The sequence below is a fragment of the Reinekea sp. G2M2-21 genome (assembly GCF_015687175.1).
GTDB lineage: Bacteria > Pseudomonadota > Gammaproteobacteria > Pseudomonadales > Natronospirillaceae > Reinekea.
In genome coordinates, this window is the sequence record NZ_JADPQG010000003.1 from 505,690 (window position 1) to 522,288 (window position 16,599).

Genomic DNA, 16,599 nt, shown 5'->3' on the forward strand with positions numbered 1-16,599 from the left:
CGGCTGATAGCTGGTCGCTGATCTCACTCTTCTTCCGTTTCCTGGTAGAGCTCAAACAGAGTCTTTAGCGCTTTTTGTGCTTTGCCGTTCAGCGTTTCCGGCGGGAATTCACCTTTTTCATTTGCGATACCGGTTTCCATTTGCATCAGCAAGTGCAACGCCTCATAGACGTGACGAACCGCGTAGATATGAAACTTCCCACTTTGTACCGCGTCGATGACATCTTGGTGCAGCATCAGGTGCTTGATATTGTCATGGGGGACAATAACGCCCTGCTTCCCATTCAGTCCCCGGATTTCACAGAGCTTGAAAAAACCCTCGATCTTTTCGTTAACGCCACCAATGGCCTGCACTTCGCCGAGCTGGTTCATCGAACCGGTAATCGCAAAACTCTGCTTGACCGGCGTCTGCGTAATGGCGGAAATCAATGAACAATATTCCGCCACGGTCGCGCTGTCACCGTCGATGTAGCCATAACTTTGCTCCATAGCGATATGTGACGATAAGGTCAGTGGAAAGCTGCGACCAAATTCATGCCCCAGAAACCCGCTGAGAATCATCACGCCTTTACTATGAATGGATTGACCCAGCTCGACTTCCCGTTCGATGTCGACAACTCCTTTACCGCCAACGTGCACGGTAGAAGTGATGCGCGCAGGAGAACCAAAGCGACTTTCGCCAATTTCCATCACGGTTAAACCATTCACGCAGCCAATGCGATCTCCTTCGGTATCGATCAAAATTGTGCCTTCTTCAATTTCCATCAACATCTGATCAGCAATTCGGCCATTGCGATACTCGGCCGCTTCCAGGGCCGCAGATACATGCGTTTCGTTAATCAATCTGGCATCCTGATGTCGGCAGATAAAATCCGCCTCTGCAAACACCTTAAATACTTTAACCACTTGCGCAGACAACCGCTGCTGATGCTCCGCTTCACGCAGGCTGTATTCGATCAGTTTTTCAATGGCTGCCTTAGTTAAAGGCTTAAAGCCCTTTTCTTCGCCGTAATCCTTAATGCGCAGAATGAGGTTGTCGATGTTGTCTTTGGTACGGGGAATGAAGCTGTCGAAATCGACTGGCACACGAAACAGCTCCATAAACTCAGGGTCCCACTCCTGCAACTGATAATATATGTCGCGGGAGCCAAGCAGAATCACCTTAATATTCAGCTTGATTGACGCTGGACTCAAGGTCACGGAATGCATCAAGCTGGCATCCGCATAGGGTGATTCCATTTTCAGTTCTTTGGTTTTTAGCGCCATTTTTAGCGCATCCCAGGCAAAGGGTTCCATCAGCAATTTTTCTGCGTCAAGAATCAGATAGCCTCCATTGGCTTTTAACAGACTGCCAGGACGAATCAATTGATAGTTGGTAATGGGGATACCCTGTTGTGTGGAATATTCGATCCGACCAAACAGGTTCTGGTAGGTTGGCAGCATTTCATAGACCACTGGCGCACCACTATTGATGTCGTGCTGCATCATCAGATTCGGGATAAGCCAATGCTCCAACGATTTGCGACGATCCTGATCAGTGCGGGTATCCGACAGAGATTCCTCAGCGAACAGATCGACAATCAGCTGTGGTAAGTGGTGTTTTATAGCGCGGATGAACCGCAACACTGACAGCAAACTCTGATTCTTAACTTCTAAGTCTTTCAACAGCGGTTTAATTGCCTGCTGAACGGTTTCCAGATTCAGCTGACGTAGCTTCTCTGAAGATTTGCGTCGCCAGGTGGGTAATTCCAACACCTGTTCGTTCAGATATTCTTCAATGTCGTTGATCCGACTCTGAAACTCGCTGCGGATCTCTTCAGGCAATTGAGCAAATTCCGTGTCATCCAGCGCACGACCCTCAACAACCGGCAAGAGCATAACCGAGCCACCATCAGACACCACGGCGACTTCTTTTTCATTGGCAAATCGCTCGACCATCTTCAGTGCAGCGTCGTACTTCTGGTTAAAGTCGCGATCAATCGCAGAACGTTTGCGTTGATAGGTCGGACTTTCAAAAGCGGCTGGGAAAGTGTCCATCAGATCATTCAGGAATTGATTGATCTGAGCCTTCAGTTCATCTCCCCGTCCAGCGGGAAGCTCCAGCGAGTTCGGCTCCCGAGGGTTCTCAAAATTATTAATGTAGGCCCATTCACTCGGTGCCTGTTGTGACTCTGCCAATTCCCGTACGTATTTAGACACCAACGATTGCCTACCTGTTCCGGTATCGCCCATCACATAGAGGTTATAACCACCGCCTCGCATGGCGATGCCGAATTCCAACGACTTTTTGGCTCGTGGTTGACCCAGAAAGCTGGAAACGCCCTCTAAATCTGCCGTTGATTCAATGTTTAGGTAGCTGAGGTCAATGTGTGCACGAAGCTCAGTCGCGCTTAACGGGGCAATCTTTGTGGTCATTCAATGGAGCCTAATACGGAGTTTTGACTAGTATGTCACACCCTGAACAAGAGGTAGAAGTGTTTCATAGCTTTCAAATTGACACCCATAACCGGCAAATCTAAGCTTTACACTTTGGTCAGACTTGACCTCATCTGTTCACACGTCCAAATTGGGAGTCATCAACATGAAAAAGAAATTACTTGTCAGCGCAGTGGCCTTTGCCACATTTTCAACTGCTCAGGCATCCACATTTTTGTCACAGGATCCCGTCGAATCCGTCTATGACTACGACACAGCCTTTGATAATCCTGCGTACCTAGCAACAACAGAAAATCAGCTATCATTCAGTGATTTCGGTACAGCCGGATATGTTAACAACGCATTTGGCCAAAAAATCGGAATACATGTTGGGCGCCTGAGTACGAACCTGGGTAATACCATAAATAACGTCGATTTATTTTGGGCTGGAAATGTCGGCATTGGCGCTGTTGGTGTACGAGTTGGTTACGGTTTGGATACCAATAAAGACGACTTTAAACAGGACTTCTTAACTACCGACGGTCTGAGTTCGTTAAATGTAGATGCTTTAACCGATTATGACTATTTTGAAAATGATGGCACAACGACAATTAATGTTGGCGCTGCGGATACAGCTAGTCTGGATGTGGATGCGAATGAAACGGTCAACAATGCCAGCATGAGCCAAATTCAAGCTGGTTTAAAACTGAATGACTTGCCTTTAGACCTTGTTTTCAGTTTCTCGCTACCGACGTCAGATGAGACAGACACGTTTAACGTGACCGATGTTTATAATACAGACGGGCAAACTACGGCGACGAATCGAACCACTAACACACTGGAATACACGGAAGGAACGAAACGAACTGGAGGTTTGATCACGTCACTTAGCGGTCGATTCCAACTACGTGACGACATGTTTGTTCTCGGCGCATTGAGCATTGATAACAATGAAACGACAGAAACCATTTCAGCAAGTTTTGACGAACTTGATATTGATCTTACTGGTCCTACGACCAATGTCGATCAGCTCACTGAAGAAGAAACAAAGTCAGTAGTTGCTGACAACAATACCACCTTAATGCTGGGTCTGGATCATCGAGTTGCTTTGGGCGCCGCAAAGTTCAAGGTGCAACCTTCCGTTTGGTATACCAGCAGCAAAACAGAAACCAAAAATAGTGTTGTAAAAGACACATTTACGAATACCCTTAACGCCGCAGCCAACACAACAGCAGCTACTGGTGTAACCGATCTTGAACTCATTGAGAGCACTAACATCACCGGTAATATAGCCGTGCAGGCTGAGTATGCAACCAGTGCAAAATGGATTTGGCGGGCTGGCACCACTATCGGTCTGCTGGATATCAATAGCACGACAACAACAACCAAAGTTAATAAAGTAAATCAAGCAGCTGATGGCTATGAAGAGGATTATGTACAAATCAACTCCGAAGCCACCGATGTAGAGTTCTTGAACTTTACTAACACATTGAACCTAGGCTTCACCGTTAAGGCTAATGATATCGTTTCTCTGGACGTCAATCTGGAAAGCAATCAGAACGCGTTACAAAACTGGACTGCTGATTTCGGCCTAAAAATTCTTTACTAATACTCTATAAATGACAACTAAAAAACCGGCGCCGGCCGGTTTTTTGCTAGGGCAACTCTGAATAATTGCTATCTACCTCAGCGGGTGAATAAATGCGCAAAGTTCGATGCAATTTCTGCAGGCAATATTCATCATCTTGGCAAAGGACTGAACAAAGAAATTGGCCATTTCAGCCCCGCCCTCCAGGTCCTTCAGATCGATGACTGAGCTTTGTTTTGTGTTTTGAAAAGGACTCGCCATTCCCTACAACACACGCTTCACTCATTTTTCGATCTGATAGGTCTGAGGTGATTTGAATTAATCAGAATTGCCCTAGGTGCGACTAGACTGAAAACGGATATGCAATCGCCGGGTGGTGTTCGTACCCTTCCACACTGAAATCATCCATCGTGACCCAGGTTTCTAAATCCTCAAGTGATTTGATGTCTGGATTAATAATCAATTTTGGGGAAGGAAAAGGCTCACGTTTCAATTGCACGTCGCGCATTAACTCAAGCTGATCTTCGTAGATGTGTGCATTAACAATTTTATGGTAAGCCTTACCTGGTTTGTGACCGGTAATCTGCGCCACTATGGCGAGAAAGAAAAATACCTGGACCTGATTAAAATTCAAACCCAGTGGAACATCACAGGATCGCTGATAGCTGGTGAGATACAGGGTCTCGCCCAGCAACGAGAAAGTATGCGTATGCATACAGGGTCGCAAGCACCCCATATGAAACTCACCAGGATTATAAAAGCTCAGGATCTCGCCACGATCATCAATTCCTTTTTTCAGGTTATCGACAATCTTACGCAGTTGATCAACACTGCCACCATCCGGTTTCGCCCAAGCGCGCCCCTGCACACCATAAACTCGCCCCATGTCATCGTCGCCTTTACGATGCGAGTTCGCCAGCCATGCGGCGTTGTCGTTGGCGTTCGCATCCCAGGTTTTAGTGCCCAGTTTGCGGAAATCCGCCGCGTTATCGTAGCCGCGGATATACCCAAGAAACTCAGCGATGGCCGATTTGTAAAAACTCTTACGTGTTGTGATCAGGGGAAAGTGATTGTTGGCAACATCGTATGTCAGGTCAGCATTTATGACGGTCAGGCAGCGCTTACCGGTTCGTTCATTTTCAATCCAATGACCTTCATCGATGATTCGCTGACATAAATCCAAATACTGCTTCATTTTTTCTTACCTTTCTTTGCGCCCTGTGTTTTTGGATGTTTTACCTCAACCACCTCAAATACCGGCGTTCGATACGCGAAAACCATCATGACCGCACCAATGAACACCATCGGCAAACTAAGCAACATCCCCTGAGTCAGGTAACCGCCCAATAAATAACCAATATGCGCATCCGGCTCCCGGAAGTACTCCGCAATGGTACGCAGTACCCCATATCCAATCATGAACATAGCTGCAACGGACATCCGCGGGCGAGGTTTGCGACTGAACCACCACAGAAACACAAACAGTAGAAACCCTTCACCCGCCATTTGATAAAGTTGCGATGGGTGACGCGTCAGCGAATCGACATTCGGAAAAATCATGCCCCAGGCAACATCGGTCGGCCGGCCCCACAGTTCTCCGTTTATGAAGTTGCCAAAACGGCCAAAAAATATCCCCGGAGGTACCAGCGGCGCAACAAAATCGCCAACGGTAAATATGTGTTTTTTCTTGTTCCGGGCAAACAGAATCACGGCAGCCGCCACGCCTAAAAAGCCACCATGAAAGCTCATTCCACCTTCGTTGATTTTGATCAGATACAGGGGGTTTTGTAAGAACAAATCCATATGGTAGAACAGAACATAGCCAATTCTACCGCCTAATATGATGCCGACGACGATATAAAACAGCAGGTCTTTAACTTCATCTGGGGTGAAATTGCGCCAAGCATCCCGCCCCGCTCGCCAGATACCCAGGTACTGCCCCGCCAAAAAGCCCAGCAGGTACATAATGCCATACCAATGAATTGACAGAGGTCCAATACTGAACGCGATTGGATCAAATTGTGGGTGAACCATAGTGACGGAAACCTCAGTAAATCGATAAGGGCGCCACTATATCAGATCGTTTCGAAATCATTTAGCAGGTCTAGGAACTATTCTCTGGCCAATAGACCTATTATTTTGTTTCGAGGTCGACCCGAAAACCAATCCAAGCAAGGCTTCTCGACACGGTACCAGGACAAAGTTGCAATACCGATGGTGAAGGTGATTGTCACTATCATTGCGATAAACCAATCTACGAGTGGCATCCCCCCATTAAAGGTAAAAGAAGGAAATAACCAAACGGTCACCCATTCTATTACCAACATATGCCATATATAAATTCCAAAGGAAATTTTTGCAATAAACCTAAGTGGCGCAAAGTCGAACACCCGAAACAGATGAGTTGTCAATGGGAGTATTGCTAGCCACAATCCTATTAAACTGGGAAATACAGGCCAAAAATACAAGCTGTGAAACACACCGCTAAATGAATCATCAATTGTAAAAATCATTACAATTCCAGCAAATAGGGACAAAATAGTCCCTAAAATTAGATAAATATCGAATTTTCCATGCTGTTTCCATTTCGCATGAGCATAGATGTGTAACGAACCAAAAATAATTCCAATGACGAAATGATTAAATAGTGAAAAAGGATTGGTATATGGCATCCACGATCGCGCATATCCAATAATTCCATAATCCCACCCTATAAATCTGGTTGGAATGCCTACAATGCTAACCCATATTAAATGGAAGAAGATGGACAATAGCCCGACGACCAATATAAAGCATAAAGCCGCAGAATATTTAAGTGATGGGAAAAAGTGGAATAGTATCATCATGCTGACTAAAAGCATGGCATAGCAAAGGACCTCAAACCCGATAGACCACAGGGCCCCGTTTATGTCGGCCGGAAATAATGTGACTGGGTGAAAGCTGTTTAAAAACAAGAATGCGGATGTGAAACGAACAATCAGCTGACTGTCAAACACCGATATAGAGCTGGACAAGGCATAAAATGTGGTCACTGTGAGCACAAGATAGTAGCCAGGGGCAATGCGGGCTAAACGCCTTTTAATAAACTCGGTGTAACTCGGTCTTTTCGTCGAATAAAAGAGAGAACGCCAGAACGGAATGGACAACAAATAGCCACTGAGAACAAAAAAAATTGAAACACCCGCTTGACCAAACTCTCCGAAAGACTGAACAAGCTTGCTTAACAGTGTTTCTGACGTTGGTAGGCGAGGCAAGGTGTGGTGAGCCAGCACTAAAAGGCAGGCGATCGCCCGCATCCCGTCAAGGCCTTTAATTCGATAATTCATTAGGCGTCATGTCCTTTGATTTTTACTACTTCCTTTCAATACATCATAACTAGCTTTTACATCACGATCCAGTAATGTCGAAGATGTATCGTATAGCATCAACTTCTAACAGCATTCAAAGGGTTTCGGGGATAATAACGTTCAGGACAACTGCTAATATGCTCGAAGAAACGGGTATCCTTGTAGGGCATTTTCATAAACCCGCCAATACCAATACCCCGGATATCCTGAACCGCGTTCAGAATATTCAGCAAATGCTGGCTGAATTCCTGCTCTCGGCTGGGGTCGAGCAATCGATAGTAATTATGGATTTTCAGATTCTTCGGCAATGCTTCAAAAATGATACAACCGGTATGATGAATATCATCCAGCGCCTGAATCTCCTTCATGATGCTGTCTGGCAGTACTAAGTGCTCATCCGGATCGCGACCGTCTTCAAAGTATGAGTGCATTTTTTCATTTAAACTGCCTTCCGGCGCTGGCGTGACACTGAACGGAATACGAATACGCTTGGGCACCCGAAACGGTTGTTGCTCTGATACTCGGTCAATATGGATCGTATCGCGCGCATCGTACATCACAGCCTTGAAAGTGCCTTCCTGATAGAGCGCTCGAGCCAGTGACACCATGCTGTTCAGCGCTTGAATAAAGGACTTCTTCATCTGTACATCGAATAAGCTGAACGCCGATTCAATGCGAATACCATCCGTCTGCCATTTAACCGTTAGCCCACCCACAATCGGGAACCGACCCAGCCGAGATACCGCTGCGACAAAACCTTTTTCAGTCTCACCCATGCCCTGTAAATAGTTCTTGTAATATTTGTCGAGCTGCTCGTCTTCAATGGCATCCACATCAATATCCGGATGCTGCTGACGTAAAAAAGACTTACGCGAACTGTACACGACGGTATCTATATTCCGGTCGGTGTCGCCGATCCAGACCGGAAGTTTTGGCACCGGACCCGGTTCGCGTAGCTCTGGTAACACCAAGTGCTGCAGGCGCCCCATGTGACTCAGGAAATAGTCAGCCGCTTCGTGCTGCTGTTTTACCTCATGATTCATCATGCCGTTCAAGATCTTAGCGAATTCCAATGGCAACCCTAACGACAATGGCGTCACGACCTTGCGGCCAAAACGAGCCCCCTGTCCGGAGGCTAAAGCATAGAGGGTGGCAGCCACGCCCTGTTCATCGAAGCGTGGGCTGGAAAGCCCACCGTTCAGCTGATCATCGCCAATAAAGTAAATATCCCCTAACTTGGCATTGGTTGATTGCAAGTCACTCGACATCAGATCCATGACGCCATTCGCCATAAACTGGCCTTGAGCATCGAGTTGAGCAAACACAGATGAACCCCAATCCACCAGCTGAATGGTTTCGGTTTGATCATCATAGACAAGGTTTGAAGGTTTGATATCACCGTGCACAATGGGTCTATGCAGACGGTCTTCCGTCTGAAAATGTCTCAGGTAGAGAAGCAGTTCGGCCAACTGAGCGGCTATTTTTACCGTCAATCGAGGGGAGAAACTGCCGTGCTGTAGGGTATACCAGTCCAGATCCCTGCCTGGTGCCCGAGTCATCACCAGAATCCGTTGCTTACCCACACGCACATAATCAATGACTTTAGGTATACGAGGGTGGCTCAACAACGACTGAATATAGCTTTCTTCTTCTAGCCGATCCTGAACGTGCTGAGGCAGGTTAATGCGCGAAAACTTAAATACCAACTCCGTTCCAGCCGATGTCGTGCCACCAAAGACAAACCCAAAAGCACCTTTTCCGATCAGCTCAATATCCTGGTAACCCAAGCGTTCCAACTGTCGGATGCACAGTTTAATCCAGGCCTTGAGCTTGGCGGCATCCTGATGTGACAGCAAATAGATACTTTGCTCTTCAGGTATGTAGAAGTGTTTTAAATTATGTTCCATCGCCGCAGTTTAGAAGCAAAGCCAGCTACTGGGAACGTTCGCGCTAAAAGAAAAGATGTATGTGAGGCGTGCAGCTTTGGCTATAGACCTCTAGCCCCTATCTTCTTGTTCCAGGATCAGCCGATGTTTCCCAGCTTTCGGCAATTTTCGTAATTGATACTCACGTTTTGAAGCCTCCGAACGGTCGTCACAGGTCTCTGAATACACCAGCCTGACCGGACGTCTGCTTTTGGTATATTTTGCACCCCCGGCCTGGTCACCGTTGTGTTGAGCCAGTCGACGATCTAGATTAGTGCTAATTCCCGTATAGAGCGTGCCATCACGACACTCAACGAAATAAACCCACCATTGTTGTTTTGTTGAATTCGCGGCCATTTTTCTTGCACATTTGACGTTTAGATTGGACATAATTTTGTCTGTCCGCACAGAGTATAAAAGCAATGATAAAAAAACTCGCGATTTCCGTGTTTATTTTGGCCTTGGGCATAGCCGGTTATCAATGGCTGAACAGAGACAGTGCGCCCAGAGCCGGTGGCCCGCGCCCAACGACGACATCGGCACAAACTGCGTCGCCACAAACGCCTCCAGCACCAACACCACAACCAGCGAATTCCGGCCAGGAATCGCCTAATCTTCAAAAACCGAGTGGCCAGTCCCAAACGAACAATGAGACCAATCCGAACCTTGCGGAGAATGCCAATGCCGAACGCCCTCAACAGCGTCGAGGCGGCGGCATGGGTATGAATGCAGGTATACTGGCGCGCCAGGCTTCTACGTCGGTGGAAGTTATGCGCTCTGTTCCGCAACAGCACATCGCCAAACTCAGTGTCTTCGGCGTCATTGATGCTCAAACGGCCACGGCATTGACCGCGACCAGTGGCGCAAGCGTCATACAGGTGCACCGACAAGAGGGTGACCGGGTCAGTACCGGAGATCTGCTTATCACACTCGCCAGTGACAATGCCCAAGAACAACTGAGGCAACGACGCGCCGCCCTGTCCGAAATTGATGCCCGTATCCGCAATGAACAGAAAAAACAAGAACATGACCTTGCGGCACTCGAGCTGGAGCGTGAATTACTGCGCATCAGTAAAAATTCCGTCGACCGATTCACCAGCTTGAATGCCCAGCAGTTGAGTTCGAATACCGACTACGAAACTGCCTTGCGCAGTTATCAGAGCCAATTACTGTCGGTGCAGAACCGAGAGCTGATCATCGCCCAGTACGATGACAACATGAAACAATGGCAAGCCCAACGCGCGCAGTTGCAGTCACAGATCCGCCAGTCAGAGCAATTGGTCACAGAGTTGATGGTACGTGCCCCGTTCAATGGTGTGCTGGCAAAAATAAATGTAAACGACGGTCAGGAAGTCCGTGCTGGCGATACTGTCGTTGAACTGTATAACCCAGACAGTTTAGCCTTGTTTGTTCGAGTGCCTATTCGCTATCGGTTGGATCAGAATCAGCTGTCCGACCTGAATGCCATAGATGATCAGGGTATCGTATGGCAGGCCAAGGCCATTCGCCCGGTAAATGAATCGGGCGCTCAACGGCTGACGCTCATTCCGGCTTCCGGTCAGGAAATTGAATCATTACCCGGCACACATTTATCACTGACATTGAGCTACCCATTACCGAAGCCCACCATCGATGTTCCGTTAACAGCTGTTTACGACCAGCAGCGAGTGTACAGTTTAGACCGAGACAGCGGTGCCATTCAGGCAAACGACATAACCATTCTTGGCCGCTCAGAGTCCGGCTATCTGATTGATGCAGAAGGACTCAAGCACGGTGCTCCGATTGTGACCACCCGGCTTAAAAACCCCGTCACAGGCATGCGGGTATCGCCGTCGCGAGGGCAGCAAGGAGACCGGTCATGAACCGTTGGATCGAGTTATTTGCCAGCCATCGCATTGCCGCCAACGGCGCAATGATCATTATCGTGGCAGCCGGCTTATGGGGTATGTCCCAGGTAAACAATCAGTTTTTTCCAGACTTTGAATTCGAACGAATTAACGTGTCGGCCAGCTGGAATGGCGTCAGCGCCGAAGATATGTACGATGTTGCCGGTGTACCGTTACAGCAGGCGCTGCTGGGCATGCCCGAGATTGAGTCGCTGACAACACGGGCCCGAGAAGGGCGGGTTGATCTCTCCATCGGCATTAGCGATCGCGCGGAGAGCCTGTCCAGTGCCGCCGACCTAATTGAGACAACCATCAGCGGCGTCGCCTTGCCATCCGATATGGAGTCGCCACGCGTCAGCACACCGCAACGACGGGAATCAGTGGCCGACATATTGGTCTACGGCGATGTCGAACGCGACGAGTTGGCGGCGCTTGCGTACCGTATACAAACCGGATTGCTGACCGCAGGTTTTGCGCAGATCAACCTGTCTGGCTTGCCACAGCAGCAACTGGAAATTACCGTCGATATGACCGCGCTGCTCGACACCGGACTGACGCTGAGCCAAATCGCTGCAGCAGTCAACAATGAATATACTCCGCAACCGGCCGGTACCACCGAAAGCAACAGCATGACATTACAATTACGCAGTCAAACCGAGCGTATTGACTTGCAGAGCCTGCTGGACACGGTCATTTTCACCTGGTCGGATGGCAGCGCGTTGAGACTGGGCGATATAGCCGGTGTTGAACGCGTCATCAGTCGCAATTCGAACGAGCTTTATTACCAAGGCAAACCAGCAATACGCCTGTCTCTTTTGCGTACTGCCGGAGAAGACACTCTAGAAAACGCCGAGTCGATGCAAACCTGGTTGGCCGAATTCGAGCCAACCTTACCGGCTTCGGTGCAACTGCACGTTTATAACGAAACCTGGCAGATCGTCGCATCACAGCTGTCCATGCTGCTGAAAAATGGCGCACTCGGCATGGCGTTGGTGTTGATTTCATTATTCTTCTTTTTAAATACCCGCTTGGCTTTCTGGGTTGCTATAGGCATACCAATCAGTTTTATGGCCACGTTCCTGTTTATGTCCCAGACCGGCACCAGCCTGAACACCATCAGCCTGTTTGGCTTCATGATTGCACTTGGAATCATCGTGGACGATGCGATTGTGGTGGGCGAGCAAACCCGCGCCTATCAGCAACAGGGGCTGCCAGCCAATATTGCCGCAGTCAGAGCGGCGAAACGCATGTGGCCTCCGGTGCTCGCCTCCAGCTTAACCACCATTGCCGCGTTCTTGCCATTAACCTTGATTGGCGGCCCCATTGGTCGTTTGGCGATCGATATACCAATTATAGTCACCATAGCCATTCTGGCGTCACTAATTGAATGCTTTCTGATCTTGCCCGGTCACCTGTCACACAGCCGCCACAAAGCAGATCGCCCTATCCGACTGCGTCTCGACGCTGGGTTTAATTATGTACGCGATCGATTATTCCGACCGGTAGTCCGAGCAACTTTGCGCAACCGAATGATTTTACTGGCGTTCATTCTGGCTAATTTCATCCTGGCCATTGGTTTAATCACCAGCCGGACAGTACCGTTTCAGTTTCAACCCAATGTCGAATCACCATCCCTCTCGGTAGGCGTAACCTTCGCGGAAGGCGTTGAGGCAGCGAAAGTCGATGGATTTGTTGATCACCTGACAGAGCAACTGCAAATATTGGAGGACAACACCGGTTACGACTTCATCAAAACGGCTGTGGTCACCAAGAACCTAGGCAATAAGGTTAATCAAGCCCGCATTGATGTAGAACTGATCAGTGATCAGAATCGTCCTTACACCAATCAGGAACTGGTGAATCAATGGCGAGCACAAACCGTACTGCCATCGGAAATCGACACCATTAGTTTTGGCCGGGGGCGCCGCTTCGGTAGTGACAGCGGCGATATTGTGATCAATTTGTCCGGCCACAACATCGCAGACCTGAAAAACGCATCGTTATCATTGCAGACGCAGTTAAACCGAGTGAACGGCTTATCTGACGCAACCGACGACCTGCCCTACGGTGATGAACAATTACAATTTTCACTGACACCTCTGGCACGAAACCTGGGTATCAGTGAAGCCAGCATTGCCCAGTTTCTGCGCCAGAACTTGGAAGGCGTTATCGCGACGGAGCAGGTAATCGGCTTGCAAACCCTCACCGTCCGAGTGTTGCTGCCCTCCGCACAACGCAGCAACCTACCTGCTTTGCTAAGCCTGCCTTATCGCATCGCCAATGGCGAACTCATTCCACTGGATGATCTGATAGACAGCCGCTACACACGGGGGCTAAATCAAATCAGCGCGGAAAATGGTGTTATTTCGTTAAACGTCCTCGCCACACTCGATGACTCACTAATGACCAGTAATGATATGTACGGTTTGCTGGAAACCGATGTATTACCCGCATTTCAGGCGCAATTCGGCACCATTGACGCACAATTAAGTGGTCTAGCACGTGAACAGGAGGCTTTTTTTACCGATACGCTGTTAGTATTGCTGGCAGTCTTAGCGCTCATTTACGGGATTCTGGCCTGGGTTTTTGAAAGCTGGATCTGGCCGCTGGCGATTCTGGCAACCATTCCGTTTGGCTTAACAGGCGCTATATACGGCCACTGGTTAATCGATTTACCGCTGTCATCGTTATCCGTTTTGGGGCTGTTTGGTTTGGCCGGTATAGTGATCAATGACAGCATTGTGCTGGTTACTGTCTACCGAGATTTACGTCACGAAGGATTGGAAATGTTAAGCGCTCTTGAGGAAGCCGTGGCCAGTCGTCTGCGTCCAGTGATTCTGACCACTCTGACCACCATGGCCGGACTCGCCCCGCTGTTGTTTGAAACCAGCCTGGATGCTCAGTTCCTAAAACCGATTGCAGCTGGATTGGTGTTTGGGCTATTAATGGGTACTTCCCTGATTTTGCTGTTTGTCCCCGCGATGTTGCTTTCTCTGGAGCAGATCGTGGCGGCCGTAGGGCGCTTGCGCCATAAAGCCATCTCGATCTGAATAATGAGGTTAGGTCATCGAGACCGGCGACAGCCCCCCCCTACTGTACGGCCAATTACCGTTTATACTGGGCTGACCCTCAATGATTTTTCATTAATTTGAGAAAAATCGTGTCTCTTTTTTGAAATCTATGTCACTTTCAGGCGTAATAGACTGGTGAACCCATAATAATAAGCGATTTATACGTCACGGAATGCAGGTCACACAGACGTCCGATTGACTGGGAAGGCGCCAAGATACCTTGGTTCAACGGACGGAATGGGATGATACGCAAAGTCCTGAACACGATTTACCGCGACCCCTCACTGGCGTAAGCCACGGTCGTTATCGCAATTTAACTGAGAGTACATATGAATAAGAAATTATTAGCCCTGGTCGGCCTCATCATCATCGGCACTGCATCTGCAAGTGGCTGGTTGTTTTTCCTTCCCTCTTCATACGATTTATCCAAATACGACAAAATCACCTTCGGAGTTGACGCGCCTTACCCGCCTTATGAGTTTTTTAACAGTAAAGGCGAATTGACTGGCTTTGAAATTGAGCTGGGCAACAAAGTATGTGAATTCCTCGAATTGAAATGCGAATGGTTGGTGACCCCTTGGGATACCATTATTCCCGATCTGAATGCCGGAAAATTCGACGTCATTATGTCGTCTATGTCCATTGAAAGTGAGCGCGCAAAACAGGTCGATTTCAGCAAGCCATACTATTCCACGCCTTCCGTATTTTTTGCTCGTCGGGGAGAAAACATCGGTGGCCATTCTGCGCGTCAACTGACTGGCAAAACCGTGGCGGTACAACGTGGAACATTGCAGCACGATTACATGCTGGCAGAATATGGCGATGACGTGAAAATTATGGCCCTGGATGGCTGGGAAGACGTCAGTGCCGCCTTCCGTGCCGCGGAAGCAGATCTGGTATTTACCGACTACCCTCAGTGGGAAGAAGAATTTTTCCTTGAGAAGGTCTATGAAATAGTCGGTGACACCGTTAGCCTCGGTAAAGGTGTAGGCCTAGCGTTCCGTCAAGACGACGATGACTTGCGCAAAGCCATGGACGCGGCCTTGGAAGAACTCAAGGAAAACGGTGAATATCAGCGTATTCGTCGTAAATATTTCCTATACGACATCATGGTTAAGTAACCGTCAATCAAAGCAAATATACTCAAACGGGCCAATGCACATCGGCCCGTTTTTTTTGCATTGAATTCACAAGGGGATGTTGCAATGAGCCACATGATAGTCGCCGGTTCCACGGGGTTAATTGGAAGCCATATCGCACAACAATTAACCGACCCACAACAACGGGTCACCTTGCTGTCTCGACGAAAAATATCGCCGCCTCACGTTCACCAGCAAACCAATATTGACTACTTTACCTCTGGCCAGTTACCCGCCAGCACATCCATTCAAGACACCGTATTCTGTGCCTTGGGTACAACCATAAAAAAAGCCGGCTCAAAACCAGCCTTTGAACAAGTAGACTTGACACTCGTGGTTGAGTTAGCGACAGCGGCGAAAGCCGCGGGTTTTAAGAAATTTGTCGTGGTATCGAGTTTAGGCGTAAAGCCGGACACAACGAATTTCTACCTGGCCACAAAAGCAAAAATGGAAGCCGCTTTAACCGATCTGGGATTCGCATCGCTTGTCATCGTTCGACCATCGCTGTTACTCGGGCAACGTTCTGAGTTTCGCATGGGGGAACGGTTTGCGGAATTTGCAGCAACCCTATTGTCGCCGTTATTCAAAGGAAAGCTGGCGCGTTATAAGCCTGTCCAAGCCGAGGATGTTGCCCGGGCGATGATTCACTTGGCGACGCATGAAACCACACCGGTCTCGGTGGTGGAATCCGAATCAATCCAACAGTTGGCAGCCCAATAAGGACACCAACTGCCAGCCAGAGGCTTTCTTCTCGATCACCAGGCATTCGTTGTTGCTGATGATTTCCCGACGCGATAAATCGGTTTTCTCAAAGTTCAGCAACTCATCGGGCATTTCACGTTGTTGCAGATAACTCGTCAGCCAACGTAAAAACTGCTTGTCATTGGTCAGGAAACTGCTGGCTTGAGGCAGCAACAATTGCGCGCTGGCCTGCGGGTCAGGGACCCCGGTTTTGGACAAATCATCAATCAGCTGACGCAGGGTTATCTGCTGTGCCTCTGCACGGATCGACTCGACATCCACCTCCGCAATTTTCAGCGACTCGGACTGGTTCACCACTCTTAACAAATGCTGCATCAAAGCCTGAGGTTGGGCGGAATAGTTGTGATAGTAGCGGTAGATCGCAAAACTGGCCAACAAGGCTAGACAGACGAAGATCAGCGCGGTAATTTGATGAATTCGTTTTGACGTTGTAACGATATACACAATTTCAGTTTCTTAAAGTCTTA

The 16,599-nt window shown here is 48.5% G+C and carries 12 protein-coding genes; 5 read left to right on the forward strand and 7 right to left on the reverse strand.

Annotation, left to right across the window (positions count from 1 at the left end; all coding sequences use genetic code 11):
• Nucleotides 1-23 precede the first annotated feature (23 nt).
• Nucleotides 24-2,414, reverse strand: coding sequence for a Lon protease family protein (locus IYN85_RS14435; protein ID WP_196159608.1), 2,391 nt, complete (start codon nt 2,412-2,414; stop codon nt 24-26).
• Nucleotides 2,415-2,580: 166 nt separating this feature from the next.
• On the opposite strand from IYN85_RS14435, the gene IYN85_RS14440 reads away from it, so the two are divergent.
• The gene (locus IYN85_RS14440) at nt 2,581-4,023 is read left to right on the forward strand and encodes a hypothetical protein (RefSeq protein ID WP_196159609.1); all 1,443 of its coding nucleotides are present in this window, start codon (nt 2,581-2,583) and stop codon (nt 4,021-4,023) included.
• A gap of 322 nt (nt 4,024-4,345) precedes the next feature.
• On the opposite strand, the gene IYN85_RS14445 is transcribed toward IYN85_RS14440, so the two are convergent.
• The 5 genes from IYN85_RS14445 to IYN85_RS14465 form a co-directional block, all read right to left on the reverse strand.
• A complete protein-coding gene (locus tag IYN85_RS14445) occupies nt 4,346-5,197 on the reverse strand; it encodes a thymidylate synthase (RefSeq protein ID WP_196159610.1) in 852 nt (283 codons plus the stop codon).
• On the reverse strand, nt 5,194-6,036 hold the full coding sequence (gene lgt / locus IYN85_RS14450; protein WP_196159611.1) for a prolipoprotein diacylglyceryl transferase: 843 nt from the start codon (nt 6,034-6,036) through the stop codon (nt 5,194-5,196). The genes IYN85_RS14445 and lgt overlap by 4 nt, the downstream gene beginning before the upstream one ends.
• 77 nt (nt 6,037-6,113) lie before the next feature.
• The gene (locus IYN85_RS14455; protein ID WP_196159612.1) at nt 6,114-7,328 is read right to left on the reverse strand and encodes an acyltransferase; all 1,215 of its coding nucleotides are present in this window, start codon (nt 7,326-7,328) and stop codon (nt 6,114-6,116) included.
• Between the two features lie 98 nt (nt 7,329-7,426).
• Nucleotides 7,427-9,256, reverse strand: coding sequence for a protein kinase (locus IYN85_RS14460; RefSeq protein WP_196159613.1), 1,830 nt, complete (start codon nt 9,254-9,256; stop codon nt 7,427-7,429).
• A gap of 90 nt (nt 9,257-9,346) precedes the next feature.
• Nucleotides 9,347-9,664, reverse strand: coding sequence for a GIY-YIG nuclease family protein (locus IYN85_RS14465; RefSeq protein WP_304627156.1), 318 nt, complete (start codon nt 9,662-9,664; stop codon nt 9,347-9,349).
• A gap of 32 nt (nt 9,665-9,696) precedes the next feature.
• Between IYN85_RS14465 and IYN85_RS14470 the strand changes: the two genes are divergently transcribed.
• The 4 genes from IYN85_RS14470 to IYN85_RS14485 all read left to right on the forward strand — a co-directional run bounded on the left by IYN85_RS14470 (nt 9,697) and on the right by IYN85_RS14485 (nt 16,090).
• The gene (locus tag IYN85_RS14470; RefSeq protein WP_196159614.1) at nt 9,697-11,136 is read left to right on the forward strand and encodes an efflux RND transporter periplasmic adaptor subunit; all 1,440 of its coding nucleotides are present in this window, start codon (nt 9,697-9,699) and stop codon (nt 11,134-11,136) included.
• Nucleotides 11,133-14,210, forward strand: a complete 3,078-nt coding sequence (locus IYN85_RS14475) for an efflux RND transporter permease subunit (RefSeq protein ID WP_196159615.1) — start codon at nt 11,133-11,135, stop codon at nt 14,208-14,210. Before IYN85_RS14470 ends, IYN85_RS14475 begins: the two co-directional genes overlap by 4 nt.
• Before the next feature lie 350 nt (nt 14,211-14,560).
• The gene (locus tag IYN85_RS14480; RefSeq protein ID WP_196159616.1) at nt 14,561-15,352 is read left to right on the forward strand and encodes a transporter substrate-binding domain-containing protein; all 792 of its coding nucleotides are present in this window, start codon (nt 14,561-14,563) and stop codon (nt 15,350-15,352) included.
• 84 nt (nt 15,353-15,436) lie between these two features.
• Nucleotides 15,437-16,090 (forward strand): NAD(P)H-binding protein, encoded by a 654-nt coding sequence (locus IYN85_RS14485; protein WP_196159617.1) that lies wholly within the window; start codon nt 15,437-15,439, stop codon nt 16,088-16,090.
• Here the strand turns inward: IYN85_RS14485 and IYN85_RS14490 are convergent.
• Nucleotides 16,064-16,576 carry a hypothetical protein gene (locus tag IYN85_RS14490; RefSeq protein WP_196159618.1) on the reverse strand — a complete coding sequence of 171 codons (513 nt, stop codon included), beginning with the start codon at nt 16,574-16,576 and terminating at the stop codon, nt 16,064-16,066. The two genes, IYN85_RS14485 and IYN85_RS14490, sit on opposite strands and share 27 nt — an antisense overlap.
• Between the last annotated feature and the right edge of the window lie 23 nt (nt 16,577-16,599).